General features: G+C 37.2%; 20 protein-coding genes. 17 read left to right on the forward strand and 3 right to left on the reverse strand.

Annotated features, from left to right (window positions below; genetic code table 11):
- Positions 1-2 precede the first annotated feature (2 nt).
- A complete protein-coding gene (locus P3T75_RS03020) occupies positions 3-644 on the reverse strand; it encodes a copper homeostasis protein CutC (RefSeq protein ID WP_282462181.1) in 642 nt (213 codons plus the stop codon).
- A gap of 139 nt (positions 645-783) precedes the next feature.
- Between P3T75_RS03020 and P3T75_RS03025 the strand changes: the two genes are divergently transcribed.
- The 4 genes from P3T75_RS03025 to recD2 all read left to right on the forward strand — a co-directional run bounded on the left by P3T75_RS03025 (position 784) and on the right by recD2 (position 5,637).
- Complete coding sequence (locus tag P3T75_RS03025) at positions 784-1,626, forward strand: methyltransferase domain-containing protein (RefSeq protein ID WP_282462182.1); 843 nt, start codon at positions 784-786, stop codon at positions 1,624-1,626.
- Positions 1,627-1,910: 284 nt separating this feature from the next.
- Complete coding sequence (trmL, locus tag P3T75_RS03030) at positions 1,911-2,420, forward strand: tRNA (uridine(34)/cytosine(34)/5-carboxymethylaminomethyluridine(34)-2'-O)-methyltransferase TrmL (protein ID WP_206904555.1); 510 nt, start codon at positions 1,911-1,913, stop codon at positions 2,418-2,420.
- Positions 2,421-2,452: 32 nt separating this feature from the next.
- Positions 2,453-3,109 carry a histidine phosphatase family protein gene (locus P3T75_RS03035; protein WP_282462183.1) on the forward strand — a complete coding sequence of 219 codons (657 nt, stop codon included), beginning with the start codon at positions 2,453-2,455 and terminating at the stop codon, positions 3,107-3,109.
- A gap of 14 nt (positions 3,110-3,123) precedes the next feature.
- Positions 3,124-5,637: an SF1B family DNA helicase RecD2 gene (recD2, locus tag P3T75_RS03040; RefSeq protein ID WP_282462184.1), complete on the forward strand. Its 2,514-nt coding sequence runs from the start codon at positions 3,124-3,126 to the stop codon at positions 5,635-5,637.
- Positions 5,638-5,878: 241 nt separating this feature from the next.
- Here the strand turns inward: recD2 and P3T75_RS03045 are convergent, their stop codons facing one another.
- On the reverse strand, positions 5,879-6,859 hold the full coding sequence (locus P3T75_RS03045; protein WP_282462185.1) for a diacylglycerol/lipid kinase family protein: 981 nt from the start codon (positions 6,857-6,859) through the stop codon (positions 5,879-5,881).
- A 445-nt stretch (positions 6,860-7,304) separates the two neighbouring features.
- Here P3T75_RS03045 and P3T75_RS03050 point away from each other — a divergent pair, with 445 nt between their 5' ends.
- Together P3T75_RS03050 and P3T75_RS03055 are read left to right on the forward strand one after the other, a co-directional pair.
- Complete coding sequence (locus P3T75_RS03050; RefSeq protein ID WP_206902424.1) at positions 7,305-7,559, forward strand: hypothetical protein; 255 nt, start codon at positions 7,305-7,307, stop codon at positions 7,557-7,559.
- A gap of 60 nt (positions 7,560-7,619) precedes the next feature.
- The gene (locus tag P3T75_RS03055; RefSeq protein WP_396139697.1) at positions 7,620-8,120 is read left to right on the forward strand and encodes a QueT transporter family protein; all 501 of its coding nucleotides are present in this window, start codon (positions 7,620-7,622) and stop codon (positions 8,118-8,120) included.
- Between the two features lie 123 nt (positions 8,121-8,243).
- On the opposite strand, the gene cbpA is transcribed toward P3T75_RS03055, so the two are convergent.
- Positions 8,244-8,885 (reverse strand): cyclic di-AMP binding protein CbpA, encoded by a 642-nt coding sequence (gene cbpA / locus P3T75_RS03060; RefSeq protein ID WP_206902425.1) that lies wholly within the window; start codon positions 8,883-8,885, stop codon positions 8,244-8,246.
- 186 nt (positions 8,886-9,071) lie between these two features.
- Here cbpA and rpmG point away from each other — a divergent pair, with 186 nt between their 5' ends.
- From rpmG to P3T75_RS03115, 11 genes are all read left to right on the forward strand, one after another.
- Entirely contained in the window at positions 9,072-9,224 is a 153-nt protein-coding gene (gene rpmG / locus P3T75_RS03065) for a 50S ribosomal protein L33 (RefSeq protein WP_016171295.1), read from the forward strand.
- A 12-nt stretch (positions 9,225-9,236) separates the two neighbouring features.
- Positions 9,237-9,407, forward strand: coding sequence for a preprotein translocase subunit SecE (gene secE, locus P3T75_RS03070; protein ID WP_206902426.1), 171 nt, complete (start codon positions 9,237-9,239; stop codon positions 9,405-9,407).
- Between the two features lie 99 nt (positions 9,408-9,506).
- Positions 9,507-10,049 (forward strand): transcription termination/antitermination protein NusG, encoded by a 543-nt coding sequence (gene nusG, locus P3T75_RS03075; RefSeq protein ID WP_173103550.1) that lies wholly within the window; start codon positions 9,507-9,509, stop codon positions 10,047-10,049.
- A gap of 420 nt (positions 10,050-10,469) precedes the next feature.
- Complete coding sequence (locus tag P3T75_RS03080) at positions 10,470-10,904, forward strand: PTS sugar transporter subunit IIA (protein ID WP_282462186.1); 435 nt, start codon at positions 10,470-10,472, stop codon at positions 10,902-10,904.
- 2 nt (positions 10,905-10,906) lie between these two features.
- The gene (yajC, locus tag P3T75_RS03085; protein WP_206902428.1) at positions 10,907-11,194 is read left to right on the forward strand and encodes a preprotein translocase subunit YajC; all 288 of its coding nucleotides are present in this window, start codon (positions 10,907-10,909) and stop codon (positions 11,192-11,194) included.
- A gap of 27 nt (positions 11,195-11,221) precedes the next feature.
- Complete coding sequence (agaV, locus tag P3T75_RS03090) at positions 11,222-11,704, forward strand: PTS N-acetylgalactosamine transporter subunit IIB (protein WP_206902429.1); 483 nt, start codon at positions 11,222-11,224, stop codon at positions 11,702-11,704.
- A gap of 27 nt (positions 11,705-11,731) precedes the next feature.
- Positions 11,732-12,538 (forward strand): PTS mannose/fructose/sorbose/N-acetylgalactosamine transporter subunit IIC, encoded by an 807-nt coding sequence (locus tag P3T75_RS03095; protein ID WP_206902430.1) that lies wholly within the window; start codon positions 11,732-11,734, stop codon positions 12,536-12,538.
- Positions 12,528-13,568, forward strand: a complete 1,041-nt coding sequence (locus P3T75_RS03100; protein WP_206902431.1) for a PTS system mannose/fructose/sorbose family transporter subunit IID — start codon at positions 12,528-12,530, stop codon at positions 13,566-13,568. The genes P3T75_RS03095 and P3T75_RS03100 overlap by 11 nt, the downstream gene beginning before the upstream one ends.
- 172 nt (positions 13,569-13,740) lie before the next feature.
- Positions 13,741-14,469 carry a GntR family transcriptional regulator gene (locus tag P3T75_RS03105; protein WP_282462187.1) on the forward strand — a complete coding sequence of 243 codons (729 nt, stop codon included), beginning with the start codon at positions 13,741-13,743 and terminating at the stop codon, positions 14,467-14,469.
- A gap of 42 nt (positions 14,470-14,511) precedes the next feature.
- On the forward strand, positions 14,512-15,690 hold the full coding sequence (locus P3T75_RS03110) for an SIS domain-containing protein (RefSeq protein ID WP_230709390.1): 1,179 nt from the start codon (positions 14,512-14,514) through the stop codon (positions 15,688-15,690).
- A 151-nt stretch (positions 15,691-15,841) separates the two neighbouring features.
- Positions 15,842-16,696, forward strand: a complete 855-nt coding sequence (locus tag P3T75_RS03115) for an alpha/beta fold hydrolase (protein ID WP_282462188.1) — start codon at positions 15,842-15,844, stop codon at positions 16,694-16,696.
- Positions 16,697-17,065 lie beyond the last annotated feature (369 nt).

Genomic DNA, 17,065 nt, shown 5'->3' on the forward strand with positions numbered 1-17,065 from the left:
TTTTAATCGGTTATTTTTACAATTTTAGTTCCGTGAGCTTCATTGACCCCTAAGGCAGTTACAATTTCAGCCACATTTTCAGCGTTAATTCCAGCTCCAGGTAAAATAATCAAGCGGTTCTTGGCATAAGCAATCAATTCTTTTAATCGAGCGATGTTTGCTGAAATTGGCGTACCACTCGGGCCGCCATGGGTTAAAATGCGTGTAACGCCGTGGTCTGCTAACCAATCAATAGCTTCAAACTGACGACTTGGTAAGATGGCATCAAAGGCCATATGAAACGTAATTTGTAGCCCTTCTGCGGTTTCAATTAAAAGTTCCAAAGCTTCTTCATCTAACCAACCACTAGGTGTTAGACAACCAAAAACCACACCGTCTGTTCCTATTTTTTTAGCTTCGATTAAGTCGGTATGCATGATTTTTAGTTCTGTATCATTGTAGATAAAATCACCACCGCGAGGGCGGATCATGGTCATAACGGGAATACCTTTTTCACCGGCATAATTTAATGTTTCTTCAATGACACCTGTACTAGGTGTCGTTCCGCCTACAGCTAAGTTATCACACAGTTCAATGCGTTTTGCTCCTGCGTGAATGGCTCGTGGAATATCAGTGAAATTTTCGGCACAAAATTCTTTAATCATAATAGTCTCCTTTAGTATCTCATTAAAACTGTTAGATAGCTTACTTTCATGTAGTATTTTATCACAGCCTTGTGTTAAAGTAGAGTAACTAAAAAGTACCGCTGATTTCGCCGTATTTAAGGGGAAGTGAGGAAATAAAATGTTAAAAAAAATTGATTGGGGCAAACAATTTGTGACTGCAAATCACCCATTGTTTTTATGTCCTTTGTGTCAAAGTGAAATGGGGGCAGTTAAAGCGGGGCTTGTCTGCCAAAAGGGACATCACTTTGATGTCTCAAAAAAAGGAACGCTATATTTTTTACAAAAAAATATTAGCAGCGGCTATGATCGCCGGTTGTTTACCGCAAGACGTCAGCTGATTCAAGCCGGAATGTATAACGGGCTACTGGAAAAAATTCGAGAATATATACCGGAAAAGTCGACAGTCTTAGATGTAGGCTGTGGCGAAGGTAGTTTTTTTAATAAAATAGCAGCGGGCAAAAACATTACGGGAATTGGCTTTGATATCGCAAAAGATGGTGTCTACATGGCAACGCAGCAAAGTGAACCCTTATTTTGGTGTGTCGCAGATTTGACACGACTGCCTTTTGCCCCACAAGTTTTTGATAGTGTATTAAATTTATTCACACCATCTAATTATAAAGAGTTTAAACGCGTTTTAAAGCCGACGGGAACATTAGTGAAAGTTGTCCCAAGAAGCGGTTATTTACAAGAATTACGGCAAGCTTTTTATCCCGCGGATAAAAAGAAACAGCATTATGAAAATCATGAAGTAATTCAACATTTTAAAGAACAATTTAAATTAGTAAATCATCATGAAATAACGTATACATTTGATGTTTCCAAGGAAAATCAAGCTGCTTTATTGGAGATGTCTCCCTTAGAGTGGGGCGTTTCTTCTGAGCAAAAAGAAATTGTAGCAAAGAGTGCGTTAAATAAAATTACAATCGATTTGGATGTTTTAATTGGAAAAGAGAAATGAAATTTTTGTGACTTTTTTCGGTTAAAACTGTTGCATTATTTAAGTAAGAGTGATATATTACAAACAAGTCATTTTTCATTGGTTTTTATCAGGTTCCTGTTCTGATAAAAGTTAGTGAAAAGAACTTCACTAACGTAGCGACTCGCAGTGATTAACACCGAGCCGATACGTTCTTTTTTTTGCACTTTTTTTAAAAAAGTAGCTATGAAGTGATATAGTAGGAGAGAATATTTACTTTTAAATACAATTCATAAAAATCACAGAATTTTTTATCAAAAGGAGTAATGAAGTTGAATCATATTGTTCTATTTGAACCACAAATCCCAGCCAATACAGGTAACATTGCCCGTACTTGTGCGGCGACGAACACACCGCTACATTTAATTGAACCATTGGGATTTTCAACCGATGACAAACATTTAAAAAGAGCAGGCCTAGATTATTGGCATGATGTGAATATCACGTATCATAAAGATTTGGCAGCCTTTTTAGCATACTTGGGTCAGCGACGCCTTTATTTGATTACAAAGTTTGCCAACCAAACTTACAGTGAAGTGGATTATACCGCCGACGAAGAAGTATTTTTAATGTTTGGAAAAGAAACAACCGGATTACCAGAAACATTCATGCGGGAAAATCCAGAAAAGTGTTTGCGTATTCCTATGAATGATGAACACGTTCGTTCGTTAAATTTATCCAATACGGCGGCGTTAGTAATATATGAGGCGTTGCGCCAACAAGGATTTCCTAATTTGGAACTACGTCATCACTATGAAAATGATAAATTAGACTAGTTTTTATCTACTAAACTAAAGGAGCATTTGTAATGGAGTTATATTTTACCCGCCATGGTAAGACCCAGTGGAACAATGAACGCCGCTTTCAAGGAGCCAAAGGCGATTCGCCACTTCTTGCAGAAAGTTTAGCTGAAATCAAATTATTGGGTCAGCACCTAAAAGATATCCCCTTTGAAAAAATTTATGCCAGTACAGCGCCTCGTGCCATGAAAACGGCACAAGGAATTTTAGCTGAACTAAACTATCAATCAGAAATTATTTACAATGCTGGTTTAAGAGAACTGGGTTTGGGGAAACTAGAAGGTCAACTAATCGATGAAATGACAGAACGCTATCCAACTGAACTACACAATTTACGCTATGCTTTAGATCAGTATGATCCAAGTGTTTTTAACGGTGAAAAAATTGAAGCAGCACTAGCACGGATTGAAACAGTTGTAAGTGACGCTGTTATGCAAAATAAAGGGCCACTTTTATTTGTGGGGCACGGCGCTTCCCTAACTGCTGCTATCCAGTGGTTAGCGGGCAAAGAGTTGGGGCAATTACGGGAAATGGGTGGCTTAGTGAACAACAGCTTAAGTGTTATGACTACCAGTGAACCGGAAAATTTAACACCATTTAAATTAACAAAATGGAATGATGCCAGTTTTTTAGGTGATCAAAGTAGTTTAGACGCCTTATTGTAGAAAGGAGCCGGTTTTTGATGGAAGAACGAAAATTTGTCAGCGGTACAGTCGCGGCAATCTTTTTTGAAAACCCCGGCAATTTTTATAAGGTGATGTTGATTGATATTGCAGAAACCAATACCGCTTATCGTGAACCGCAAATTGTCGTGACGGGTTCTTTTGGAGATATCAACGATGATACTTTATATCAATTTTATGGTGAGCTAATTGAACACGCACGATACGGGCTACAGTTTCAAGTAGAAAGTTATGCCCAAGATCAACCAACTTCTGAAAATGGTTTGATTAACTATTTTGCTAGTGAAAAATTTCCTGGTATTGGACCCAAGACGGCAGAAAAGATTGTAGATATACTAGGGGTTGATGCAATTAAAAAAATCGTTGAAGATGATTCAGTGTTAGAAGCAGTTGAAGGGTTAAACGAAAAAAAACGACAGCAGATAGCAGAAATTGTGCGAGCCAACCAAGGTATGGACGAAATTGTTGTCGGCTTGTCTCAATATGGTTTTGGCAGCCAGTTATCTTTTGCCATTTATCAAATGTACCGAGGACAGGCATTAAGTATTATTGCAGAAAATCCTTATCAATTGGTAGAAGATATTGAAGGTATCGGGTTTAAAAAAGCCGATCAATTAGCCGAACAGTTAGGGATTGCGGCCACTAGCGACAAACGTTTGCGGGCAGCGGTCTTGCATCAAGTTTTTCAAAGTGCGCTGCAAAGTGGGGATACGTATGTCAAAGCGGATACCTTGTTAGACGATACCTTAACCCTACTGGAAAAAAGTCGTCCGGTAGAAATTAACCCCGAACAGTTAGCCGATGTGATTATCGCGTTAACTGAGGAAGATAAAATTCAGCAAGAAGCTACGCGTATTTACGAAAACAGTCTATATTTTGCCGAGATTGGAATTGCTGGGTCGATTCAGCGAATGTTGCAGCGCAAAAAAGAAATTAAGTACCCAGAAAAAACGATTGAAAAAAAATTAGCCAGTTTGGAAAAACGACTCAAGATTAAATATGGGACATCACAAGCTGAAGCGATTAAAGCAGCGTTGGCTTCACCATTATTTATTTTGACTGGCGGTCCTGGTACCGGTAAGACGACGGTTATTAACGGAATCGTACAATTATTTGCTGAATTAAATGATTTAAGTTTGGAGCCATTGGATTATACACAAGAGGTTTTTCCAATTCTTTTAGCCGCACCAACTGGCCGTGCGGCAAAGCGTATGAACGAGACAACAGGATTGCCCAGTGGTACGATTCACCGCTTACTGGGTTTAACGGGTAGAGAAAAAGTTGGTGAGACAGAAATCAATGAATTAGCAGGAGGGTTGTTAATTGTCGATGAAATGTCGATGTTAGACACATGGTTAGCTAATTCTTTGCTAAAAGCAATTCCGAGTAATATGCAAGTTATTTTTGTTGGTGATAAAGATCAATTACCTTCTGTCGGTCCAGGTCAAGTATTACATGATCTGCTGCAGATAAAAGCAATTCCCCAGCGCGAGTTAACTGACATTTATCGCCAAGGGGACGGTTCGACGATTATTTCATTGGCCCATGAGATTAAAAACGGCCGCTTACCAGCCGATTTCACTAAAAACCAAGCGGATCGCTCTTTTTTTCCTTGTCATGCGCAACAAATTGAACCTTTAATTGCACAAATTGTTAAAAAGGCAAAAGCCAAAGGGTTTAGCGCCCAAGATATTCAATTGTTAGCCCCTATGTATCGTGGTCCTGCTGGGATTGATGCGTTAAACAAGATGATGCAAGAAATTTTTAACCCCAATGATGGGACAAAAAAAGAAGTAACCTTTCACGAGCACGTTTATCGCATTGGGGATAAAGTTTTACAGCTAGTTAATTCACCAGAAGAAAATGTTTTTAATGGTGATATGGGTCAAATCGTGGGAATTATTTACGCCAAAGACAGTGAAGATAAAGTCGACGAGTTGGTTATTCAATTTGACGCCAATGAAGTAACCTATAAGCGCAATGACTGGCAAAAAATTACTTTATCTTATTGTTGTTCGATTCATAAAGCACAAGGTAGCGAGTTTGAGATGGTAATTTTGCCGATGGTTTACCAATATCAACGTATGTTGCAAAGAAACCTGCTTTATACAGCCGTAACCAGAAGTAAAGATAAATTAATTTTGCTTGGAGAGACACAGGCTTTTGAAACGTGTGTTACGAATCAATCCGCCAATCGTTTAACGACGCTAAAAGAGCGCATAAGCGCATTTGTCGGTTTGACAGACGAAGAATTAACCAAAGCGGATCAAAAAAAGACAACTGAGGCTAACGAGCTACAAAAACAACAGCAAGCTGTTACCTATGAAGAAGTGCAACTAACAGAAGATAGTCACCAAAAAGAGGCTGGGCATTTACAAAATAATAATGAAGTGAATGAATCGGCAGAAGTGAGCCCTGTTCACGTTATATTAACGGGAAAATTGGTTCGAGAAAATGCCATAGATCCTTTAATTGGTATGAACGGACTGACCCCGTTGGACTTTATGTAGGCAAAAAAAGACTTAAATGATTTTTAGTTTCGGAAGGCTAAAAAACATTTAAGTCTTTTTGTAAATTATCAGTAAAAATTTCACAGAAATATACGTTGCAGTCAAAATATACAGGTAAAATGTTATAACTAATACGCTACGTGCAGTGGTAATAAGTAGAAATTTTTAAATTTGAGTAGCAATTTAGCAATATGTTGCTCTTATTTGCAAAAGCTATGGGAATTGACGAAGTCTTCTTTATTTATTCTGGATAATACCAAATTAATTGTGGCCGGGTGGAAAAGGTGATATCAAAAGGGCGCAAGCCCATTACTTCACCATCTGCTTGACCGTATTCTGGAACAGTGGAGACAATTCTAAGTTTATGTCCGGTAAAATGGTGGTAATGTTTTGATGTTGTTAGTTTGTTGGTAATCAGACGAATAATCAACCCGAAAATTTTAATCATCGAAATTCTTTCTACTACAACCAAGTCAATATCTGAGACAGTAGCTTTTGCCATGGGCGCAATCGCCACGCCGCCACCAAAATAGGGATGATTGGTCGTAGTACATAAAAATGCTTTTTTAAACGTAAACTCTTCACCGTTGACCTCAAGTAAAATAGGGAAGCCCTTTTGTGTAAATAAAACTTTGACAATAGAGGCGATATAAGCAAAGGAACCAAGATTATATTTGTTTAACGTTTTTTTAGTCATGGAATCATTCGTAGCCGCCACAATTGCTGCATCCAAACCAATACCGATATTGTTAATTGCCAGCCCTGTTTCCGTTTGAATTTTTTCTTCATAAGTCAACGTGTTAATAATTTGTGGCTCTTTTGCCCGCTGAATTGCCCAAAAGGCTTTTTGTGGATCTTTTGGTAAGTTTATTCCCCGCGCAAAGTCATTGCCAGAGCCACCCGGGATATAGCTGACGGGAATTTCTTTGTCCATCCGGTAAAATTGATTTAAAACTTGGTGTAAAGTGCCATCACCACCAATTACGACCAGCAAAGGATAAAGTTTATCTGCATAATCTGCTTTTATTTCCGCATTCCAACCAATTAGTTTAGAATTAGCAAGTTCTTTGGCTAATTCAGCTTCATGGCCTGCATATTCGGTATAATAACTTTCGTAACTCATTTTTTGTTCATCTAATAAATTTTGAATAATCGCACCGGTTTTCTTTCCATTGCCGTTGCCTGAAACCTGATTAATCAAGAGTATGTAATGGAATTTCACAATGTTTGCTCCTCTTTTACACTTAATGCTCCATATTTTAACAGAAAAAATAGAGGAGGGAAAAGAAAAAAGCACACAAAAAAAGATCTAGTGAGTTTTTTTGTAATGTGTTACTCTTCTTGCTGCCTTTTTGTCCTTTTTATTAAGGTTCTGATGTCCACTTAATAAATGATAAACTCACTAGACCTATTCAATTAGTAAGGAGTAACTCAAATTCCCACATCCTTTAACAATTTTTTAAGTCTCATAACAATTCTTCGTTTTGTAGAACCTACATCGTCTACGTTACTGGGAATTCCTATGACCCCTTACACTTATTTTATACCATATACGAGCACTTTTTGCAAGCGTTTACAACAGAGGCTACAATTTTTTTCGCTTTTATCTGATAACTCGTGTTTTCTTTTAGCGTTAATTTTGCTATACTCCACAGGGGAGGAAAACGATGAAATATTATCATTTAGTTGGATTTTCAGCAGTCTTATTTTTACTACAATGGGGTTGTGAAAATTTGTTAGGTTTAACTTACACCAAAGAGGCCAATTTATTTTTTGTCAGCTGTCAGATTATGGCGTTAAGCATTTATAGTCTATTTTTTTGTGTTTATTTCATTGCCAGTAAAAAACAAAGAACTAGTAAAAAGATAGCTGCTGTAGTTAAAATGGATCAAGACATCAAAAAACTTAAAAAGGCCAGTTAACCTCCCGCGGTTCATCAACCATCCCGCGTCATCAAAACTCGGAGAAAGAAGGAATAATTTGTGCAAATGAGTAAACGTAGCAGTAATGTTAAAGTTTTGGCGGTAAATGCAATTGTTGCGGCTTTATATGTCGCCCTTTCGCTTATTACGCCCTTTTCTGCGGGACCTATTCAATTTCGGGTCTCAGAAAGTTTGAATCATTTAGTTGTTTTTAATCGTAAATATTTGTGGGGAGTCTTTTTAGGCGTCGTCATTTATAATGCCTTATTTGGTTATGGTATTTTAGATGTGCTCTTTGGTGGCGCGCAGACACTATTGGCTTTAAGTCTCACGAGCTTTTTACAAAATAAAGTCAAAGACAAAAAAGTATTGTTAGGTCTAAATATTGCCTTTTTCACTTTTAGTATGTTCTTAATTGCTATCATGCTAATGATTACGGCTAATTTACCATTTTGGCCAACGTACTTCACTACAGCTTTAAGTGAACTGATTATTATGAGTATTTCCGCACCATTGATGTACTGGTTAAATAATAGCGTGAATTTTGATAAACAATTTTAAACGTATAGCATAAATGGACTTAGCAATTTTTTGCCAAGTCCATTTTTTTAGCTTCTGTTTTAATTTTAATCAGTAAATAGCCAAGACCTTAGCCCATATTTTCAAAAATCAGCTATGATTTTTTTATTCTGAAAGAGTTAGATCTTCAACTTCAACAACTTTGAAATTCTTACTTTCTAAATGACTAATAATTTTATCGCACAACGCTTTGTCAGTTTTGGCTGGCAGTGTAATTAATGTGCGACGAATAAATTCATCTTTACCGATATCTAAGGTAATACAGCTGGCGATGCTACTGTATTTTGCGATGATTTTACTAATAGCAGCTAAATCACCTTGTTTACCTGTTGAGGCAATTGTTAAAACGTAACTTCCCTGATCAATACTCCACGATTGGGATAACATATTTAATAAGGAACTATGAGTTAAAATACCATAAAATTCATTATTCTCGTTTAAAACCGCAATATAAGGAAGTTCTTTAATCGTAAAGAATACTTTAAAGAAAGAAGAATTTACATAAATAAATTTTGTTGCATTTTTCAATAAATGAGTAACAGGTAAATTCATATCACCGCCGTTAGCTTTGTGGCGGTAAATGTGCATTTTATAAATGTTGCCGCGGAAAATTTTTTCACTTTCATCTAGAATCGGTACACAGCGGAAACCAGAATCTTCTAGAATTTCCAATGCTTCAGCCAGTGTTGCTGTTTCTTTGACCGTAGTCAAATCTCTTTTTTTATACACCATGGTTTTAAGTAACATAACAAACCCTCCATTGTCTCCAATTTAACAAATTAATCATATCATATTCTCTATAAAAAGACATAACCGACTACCTTCATTGACAGTCCGAAAAAAACATGCTAAGTTAAAGTGTACTTTTGTGAAGAAATTAACCGAAACTCGAGTAATTTTAAAAGTGTGATAAATTTGAAGGAGGCCATAAAGATGGGTGCGAAAAAAGCCGCTTTAGCCTGCTCCGTTTGCGGATCTCGTAACTACACTAAATCAGTGAGTGAAGGGAAAAAAGGCGAACGTTTGGAGATTAATAAATTTTGTAAATATTGCAATCAATATACATTGCATCGAGAAACCAAATAGGAGGCAGCAGGCATGAAATTTTTACGTAGTGTAATAGACGAAATGAAAAATGTAACATGGCCCACCAAAGCTCAGTTACGCAAAGATACATTGGTTGTCATTGAAACATCTTTGATTTTTGCTGCAATGTTTTTTGTGATGGACACTGTGATTAAGAGTGTCTTTGGCTGGATTTTAAAATAAATTAACTAGCTGAATAATACAAAAAATGCTATAATAGCCAAGAAGAAAAAACTTCGGGTAACTGAGGTTTTTTTATTTTAGACAAAAGGAGCCAAACAAATGGAATCATTTGAAAGAAACTGGTATGTGCTGCACACGTATTCTGGTTATGAAAACAAAGTTAAAGCAAACATTGAATCACGGGCGCAAAGTATGGGTATGGGAGATTTTATTTTTCGCGTTGTCGTCCCAGAAGAAACTGAAAAAGAGCTAAAGAACGGTAAAGAAAAAGAAGTCGTTCATAAAACTTTTCCAGGTTATGTTTTAGTGGAAATGGTCATGACGGATGAATCGTGGTATGTAGTGCGGAATACGCCTGGTGTTACCGGTTTTGTCGGCTCACACGGTGCTGGTAGTAAACCTGCGCCTTTATTACAAGAAGAAATCAATCATATCTTACGCTCCATCGGTATGAGTACAAGAACTAGTGATTTAGAAGTCAACGTTGGTGATACAGTTAAAATCATTGAAGGTGCATTTGCTGGTTTGGAAGGGCAAGTTGCTGAAATTGATGAAGAAAAACAAAAACTAAAAGTCAACATTGATATGTTCGGCCGCGAAACAAGTACGGAATTAGATTTTGAACAAGTAGATAGCCTATAAAATAGGTTGTAATAAACTTGTCTTACATTTTTATAAAAATACCTAAGGAAGAAATGTTCAGGCTAATTGCCTGGCATACTGCAAAGTGTAAATTGGCAGTATATATTTTGGACTTAGGTATTTTTTTGTTGATCTTGAAAAATACAAGCTTATAAGACAAGTATAATTTTTTTAGATATATTGTGCTAATTATTAAAAAAATTATCAGGTTACAACCAGTTATGTATTTCCTTTACTTTTCTAAATAAGTGAAGCTGTTAGTTCTTTTTTAGTTGAAATTACTTTAAAAAACAGGATTTTTCTGATTAAGCGTGCTATTTTATTTGTTAAACTTTTTCTTGACAGATAATGTTAGCGCTTTTATAATTGGTCTGTGGTTACTACCAGATAGAGTAACAAAAGATTCAAGGAGGGGATAAGATGATTGGTTGTATATTAACTGGTCACGGTTCGTTTGCGCCGGGAGTTTACGGGGCATTAACAATGATTGCCGGAGAACAAGATTTTTTTGATGTAATTGCCTTTGAGGATGGTCAAAATGTCGATGATTTTGAAGAAAAAATGAAACAAGCGGTAAAACAATTAGATCAAACCTGTGAAGGTGTTTTAATCTTTAGCGATTTATTGGGAGGTTCACCTTTTAAAACAGCAATGATTGCAGCACAAGATTTTGATGCAGTAGAAGTTATTGCAGGTGCCAATTTACCCATGCTTATTGAAACAATTGGTTTGCGTTATGCCAATACAGACTTAGAACAATTAACACAACAAGCAATAACAGCCGGACAAACCGGTGTCGTTCATCCCAAGCTGGTTATTAAAGAAGACGATGAATTCGGGGAAGAAGGAATTTAATTATGAGCATTTGGAACAGTATTCTGGGTGCTTCGATTGTGGTATTAATTTTTGTAATCGCTTTTGCTATTATTTATTATTTTGTGGGCGCCCGTGGCATGAAGTCACAAAAAGAGCATTTCAAAAAATTACATCAATCTCTTGCGCCAGGACAACAAGTGAAGTTTGCAAATGGGCTTTATGGCACTGTGAAAGTTATTAACCAAAAGAAAGAAACAGTGGATATTGAAGTCAAGTCAGGAACTATTATTGAAGTTTCTCGGTACGCAATTTCAGAAATCGTTAAATAAAAAACATTTAATTTAGGGGGAATTCTCATGTCAGAACCAAATATTTTATTAACACGTATTGATAATCGTTTAATTCACGGACAAGTAGCAACACAATGGAATGGTACTTTAGGAGCTAATTTGATTTTAGTAGCCAACGATAAAGTAGCAGGAGACAAAGTGCGCCAAGGATTAATGGATATGGCTGCGCCAACTGGAGTTCAAACACGGTATTTCTCGATCCAAAAGACGATCGATATCATCCACAAAGCATCACCAAAACAAAAGATCTTCATTATTGCGGAAAATCCTGAAGACGTTTTGAAATTAGTTGAAGGAGGAGTGCCAATTAAAAAATTGAATATTGGAAACATGCATATGGCAGAAGGAAAACGCCAAGTTGCGACAACGGTAGCCGTGGATGATGCAGACGTTGCAGCCTTTAAAAAATTGCAAGATTTAGGGGTGGAACTTGAAATACGCCGCGTACCAACTACAGCAGTAGAAGACAGTAGCAAACTATTCAACTAAGCGTGTGCTTAAGGAGGGAGTTTAAGAATGGATTATAATTTCATTCAGATTTTATTGGTCTTTATCGTGACGTTTGTCGCTGCAATTGACCAATTCAGTTTCTTGGAATCATTATATCAACCAATTGTTACGGGTATGGTAATTGGTCTTATTTTAGGGGATTTACAAACAGGTTTAATCGTTGGTGGTACGTATCAATTAATGACCATCGGCAATATGCCCGTTGGGGGAGCACAGCCGCCTAACGCCGTTATCGGTGGGATTATGGCCGCTATTTTATCGATTACATTGAAATTAGAACCAACTGCAGCTGTTGCAACAGCAATTCCATTTTCTTTATTAGGTCAATATGCAGTTACTTTAATTTTCTCTGCAATGTCACCAGTGATGTCTGTTGCAGATAACTACGCTCACGAAGCCAACACAAAAGGAATTGACCGCATTAACTATTTAGCGATGGCTGCAATTGGTGCTATCTTTGGTTTAATCGTTGTCTTATTCTTTATCGGTGGTGCAACTTTTGGTGAACAAGTCGTTAGTGCCATTCCTGAATGGTTAATGAAAGGTTTATCAGCTGCCGGCGGTATGATGCGTTATGTCGGTTTTGCAATTTTATTAAAAGTTATGGTTTCGCGCGATATGTGGGGCTTTTACTTTATGGGCTTTGGTCTAGCAACAATCGTAATGGCAGCTCCAAGTCTATCAGGTCCAGCCTTGATTATCTTGGCATTTATCGGTTTTGCGTTAGCCTTCTGGGATTACCAAATTCAATCTAAATTCAAAACAGCAACAGCCAATGCAAATGACTTCGGAGGTGACGAAGATGGCATATAATATTCCAGATACGTATCAAGATCAATCAGTCGGCGAAACACTGGATAAGAAAACGTTAAATAAAATGGTTTGGCGTTCATTGTTCTTACAAGCATCTTTTAACTATGAACGGATGCAAGCAGGTGGCTGGTTATATGGTATTTTACCAGGCTTGAAAAAAATTCATAAAAACAAAGATGACTTGGCAGCTTCCATGAGTCACAACCTTGAATTTTTCAACACCCATCCATTTTTAGTAACTTTTGTTATGGGGATTGTTTTATCACTAGAACAAAATAAAGCAGATATTCCAACGATTCGTGCCGTTCGTGTCGCTGCGATGGGACCTTTAGGTGGGATTGGGGATGCCTTATTCTGGTTTACCTTAGTACCGATTACTGCTGGTATTACTTCAAACATGGCTATCAGTGGTAATATTGCCGCACCATTTATTTTCTTACTTGTTTTCAATATTGCCCAATTTGCGTTACGTTTCTTCTTGATGAACTGGTCTTATAAACTAGGAACAGATGCTATTGGTGTCTTAACCGAAAATGCCAAAGAATTTACGCGGGCAGCAAGTATTTTAGGTATCTTCGTCGTAGGTTCACTAACTTGTGTTTACGGTGCTACAAAAGTAAACGTTCAAATTCCAAACGGCGAAACAAATGCTGTTCATTCTGTAACAACAGTTGTCCCTGCTGGGGAAGAACACAAATATGATGAATATATCTTCAAAAAAGATGACAGTGGTAAATTGACAGAAGAAGTGCAAGCGGCAGCTGAAGGTGAAAAAGCCTTAGGCGTAGTTAAATTGCCTTCAGGGGATTTTGAAGTAACCTTCAACCGTAATGAAACAACTCCGGTTACGATTGATATTCAAAAAATCTTAGACGGTATTTTACCACAAATGATTCCATTAGCTATGACTTTACTTTTATACTTCTTATTATCAAAACGTGGCTGGACACCATTGAAATGTATTTTGTTACTATTGGTAATTGGTTTAGTAGGCTCAGGCTTTGGTATTTGGCCTAATATTTGGCCTTAAAAAAACTTTGACAGATTATACCACTTATCCGTAGTTGATAAGTGGTATTTTTTTAGGTAGTGGTCTAGATCAAGTTTTAAAATAAAGCGTTTTATTTACTATTTCTATTGACTTTATAGGCCTTAGAAGATAAACTCATACTGTGGTAGTAACCAGTTAGAGGAGGTGTCATATGACCCGAACAAAAAAACAACCTTTGTACGATCAATTAGTCGAATTATTAAAAGAAAAAATTGAAAATGAATACGAAGCCAATATGATGCTACCTTCTGAACGGGAATTATCAGATGTGTATGGTTTAAGTCGCACAACGGTTCGCTTGGCATTACAAGAATTAGAAAAAATTGGCTATATTTATCGGCAACACGGCAAAGGAACTTTTGTATCTGACTTAAAAGAGTCCAGTTTCAATTTGCAGAGTATGTATAGTTTTACCGAGCAAATGAAATCTTTGGGGCGACATCCAGAAACGAGAGTTTTGGATTTTGAAACAATCGAAGCCAACAAATTTTTAGCTACGAAATTTAATGTCAAATTAGGAACGAAATTAATAAAAATGAAGCGTCTCAGAAGTGCTGATGGCGAACCATTAATGCTAGAACGCACCTATTTACCGCTAAATAAATTTTTATCCTTAACCAAAGAAGATTTAGATCAAAAAGCCTTATACGATATTTTTCGCGAAGATTATAATGAGATTGTCAAAGTAGCCGAAGAAGAGCTATTTGCCAATATTGCACGGCCAAAAGATGCGCCTTTTTTAGATATTAGAGAAGGGGCGCCGGTGTTGACTTTAATGCGCAAAACTTATAATCAAGCCAATGAAATAATCGAGTTCACCTATAGTGTTGCCCGTGCGGATCACTTTCGCTATAAAATCGTACATCACAATGGCAATTAAAGAGCAAATAAGATCACGTTTGTAAATTAAAGGAGGATTACAATGTTTCAACTGACAGCAGCAGAATTAACTAAAATGGGAGCAGAAATTACCACCCGTGAAATTAAGCAACAACCAGAATTATGGCAAGAAGCATTTTCTTATTATAAAGAAAATCAAAAAAGAATTAACAATTTTTTATCAGAAGTAAAAGATGCCGCACATGGTAAAATCCGCGTTGTTTTCACTGGTGCGGGGACTTCTCAATATGTAGGCGATACAGTAAAACCTTATTTAAGTAAAGTAGGAGATAACCGTAAATTTATCTTTGAAAGTATTGGGACAACAGATATCGTGGCTTCTCCGGCTGAATATTTACATCCAGATGATTGGACTATTTTAGTATCATTTGCCCGCAGTGGAAATTCACCAGAAAGTGTGGCCGCTGTGGATGTGGCCAATAAATTCGTGAAAAATTTACGTCATATTACCATTACTTGTGCTCCAGAAGGACAATTGGCAAAAGCGGCTACCGATGATGCCCACAATTTATTGTTAATGATGCCCGCTCGTGCCAATGACCAAGGTTTTGCTATGACTGGAAGTTTTTCTTGTATGGCGCTAAGCGCATTATTAGTCTTTGATGAAACTAACGACTTCACTCAAAAAGAAGATTACGTCAATGCAATGACGACCTTAGGCAATGAAGCAATCGCTAGAGAAGCTGAGGTACAAAAAATTATCGATTTAGACTTTGAACGTATCGTCTATCTTGGTTCTGGCAGTCTATCTGGTTTAACTCGGGAAGCTTCCTTGAAAGTATTGGAATTAACTGCTGGGAAAATGGCTACGATCTTTGATTCTTCAATGGGATTTCGTCATGGTCCAAAATCATTTATCAACGATAAAACAATTATGTTTGTTTTTGTGAACAACGATGAATATACGCGTCAATACGATGTTGATATTTTAGAAGAGGTGCATGCAGATAAAATTGCGCCATCTGTTTTAGGAATTACTCAAAAGGCAGCAGAATCAAACTTTAGTGGTGATAACTTTGTTTTTGAAACAAGTGATGTGAAATTACCAGACGGATACGCAGCGTTGCCATTTTTAATTGTAGCCCAAACAGTTTCGCTGTTAGCCTCTATTAAAGTTGGGAATACACCAGATACACCGTCTCCTACTGGCACGGTTAACCGGGTTGTTAAAGGAGTAACGATTCACCCTTTTGAAGCATAAGTTGAATACAAAGTCTGACTCCCGTGTTTTTTACGGGGGTCTTTTTTTAGACGAGAAGCACAATGGGATAGGCAAAGAATTCCTTAAAAATAGCTATAATTTTCGTCAGCAGGTTATTGTAGCGTATAATTAGGCGAAAGGAAGTGAAGACATGAAGAAGATACTCACAGTACTTATTTTATTGTTGGCTTTAGCTGGCTGTGGTGGAAATGAAAAAAAAGCCAATCCTACTGCTAAAGCGCAAATAAAACCAAAGACGAGTGTAATTCTTAAAAAAAGTGCGGTACCCACGCTATTTATCCACGGCTATAGCGGTACTAAAAATTCTTTTGGCGGTATGTTGCAACGTCTAGAAACAAGTAACTTAGCCAAAAAAGAGTTGATTATGACCGTCTCTAAAGAAGGTTCAATCACAACAACAGGGACACTGAGTGGTAAAAAAGATAATCCGATGATTCAAGTCATCTTTCAAGATAATAAAAATACGGAATGGTCACAATCTGAATGGTTGTATAATTGTTTGGCTGATTTAAAAAAAATGGGGGTTGAAGCGGTCAATTTGGTAGGACATTCGATGGGTGGCGTTTCGGGATTGCGGTATATGATGAGTTATCCTAACGATCCGTCACAGCCTGAAATTTTAAAATTTGTGGCGATCGGTGCACCTTTCAATGATTTTTTAGACACTAGTAGCAATCAAGATATGGCCGACTTATTAAAAAATGGGCCTACTGAAGTTTCTAGTCGTTACCAAGATTACCAAAAATTAGCAGCCAATTTAGCTAAAAATACGAAAATTTTACTTTTAGCTGGACAGTTAGATGAAAATACGTTTAATGATGAAATGGTCCCAACTACGAGTGCTCTAGCAGTGAACGCCTTACTAAAACAAACCAACAGCGTGACAACCCAAATTTTTTATGGTCCCAACGCACAGCATAGTCAACTGCACGAAAATAAGGAAGTCGATAAAAAAGTTTCAGACTTCTTATGGCAAAAGAGCTGACTTGCAAAGCCAGACAACCAGAAAAGCTTTTTGGACTTGGCCAGCGCTCGAAAAATAAGCGTGGAATTGCTAGAAATTGTTGCTCAAATTTCTTGAAATTTCGCCTTATTTCTTAGAGGGCTAGTGCGTGAAGCCAGACAACCAGAAAAGCTTTTCGGACTTGGTCAGCGCTCGAAAAATAAGCGTGGAATTGCCAGAAATTGTTGCTCAAATTTCTTGGAATTTCACCTTATGATCACAGCGGGTTAGTTGAAAGAGCCAGACAGTGCTAAGCGGTCAAATCACTATTTATCTTTTGAAAAATTTATCTCTTCTTTATAGTGAAGATAGTGAAGAAAATAAACGAGCCAATCACGCCTTGTGCGACGT

It is taken from the genome of Enterococcus montenegrensis, assembly GCF_029983095.1.
Lineage (GTDB): Bacteria > Bacillota > Bacilli > Lactobacillales > Enterococcaceae > Enterococcus_C > Enterococcus_C montenegrensis.

Excerpts from the sequence above, each read along its gene's own strand:
- trmL (WP_206904555.1), top strand. The coding sequence starts at position 1,911 with ATGAAGTTGAATCATATTGTTCTATTTGAACCACAAATCCCAGCCAAT.
- P3T75_RS03080 (WP_282462186.1), top strand. The coding sequence starts at position 10,470 with ATGATTGGTTGTATATTAACTGGTCACGGTTCGTTTGCGCCGGGAGTT.
- P3T75_RS03025 (WP_282462182.1), top strand. The coding sequence starts at position 784 with ATGTTAAAAAAAATTGATTGGGGCAAACAATTTGTGACTGCAAATCAC.
- yajC (WP_206902428.1), top strand. The coding sequence starts at position 10,907 with ATGAGCATTTGGAACAGTATTCTGGGTGCTTCGATTGTGGTATTAATT.
- P3T75_RS03020 (WP_282462181.1), bottom strand. The coding sequence starts at position 644 with ATGATTAAAGAATTTTGTGCCGAAAATTTCACTGATATTCCACGAGCC.
- P3T75_RS03100 (WP_206902431.1), top strand. The coding sequence starts at position 12,528 with ATGGCATATAATATTCCAGATACGTATCAAGATCAATCAGTCGGCGAA.
- secE (WP_206902426.1), top strand. The coding sequence starts at position 9,237 with ATGAAATTTTTACGTAGTGTAATAGACGAAATGAAAAATGTAACATGG.
- nusG (WP_173103550.1), top strand. The coding sequence starts at position 9,507 with ATGGAATCATTTGAAAGAAACTGGTATGTGCTGCACACGTATTCTGGT.
- P3T75_RS03110 (WP_230709390.1), top strand. The coding sequence starts at position 14,512 with ATGTTTCAACTGACAGCAGCAGAATTAACTAAAATGGGAGCAGAAATT.
- P3T75_RS03095 (WP_206902430.1), top strand. The coding sequence starts at position 11,732 with ATGGATTATAATTTCATTCAGATTTTATTGGTCTTTATCGTGACGTTT.
- P3T75_RS03105 (WP_282462187.1), top strand. The coding sequence starts at position 13,741 with ATGACCCGAACAAAAAAACAACCTTTGTACGATCAATTAGTCGAATTA.
- P3T75_RS03050 (WP_206902424.1), top strand. The coding sequence starts at position 7,305 with ATGAAATATTATCATTTAGTTGGATTTTCAGCAGTCTTATTTTTACTA.
- P3T75_RS03035 (WP_282462183.1), top strand. The coding sequence starts at position 2,453 with ATGGAGTTATATTTTACCCGCCATGGTAAGACCCAGTGGAACAATGAA.
- rpmG (WP_016171295.1), top strand. The coding sequence starts at position 9,072 with ATGGGTGCGAAAAAAGCCGCTTTAGCCTGCTCCGTTTGCGGATCTCGT.
- agaV (WP_206902429.1), top strand. The coding sequence starts at position 11,222 with ATGTCAGAACCAAATATTTTATTAACACGTATTGATAATCGTTTAATT.
- P3T75_RS03115 (WP_282462188.1), top strand. The coding sequence starts at position 15,842 with ATGAAGAAGATACTCACAGTACTTATTTTATTGTTGGCTTTAGCTGGC.
- cbpA (WP_206902425.1), bottom strand. The coding sequence starts at position 8,885 with ATGTTACTTAAAACCATGGTGTATAAAAAAAGAGATTTGACTACGGTC.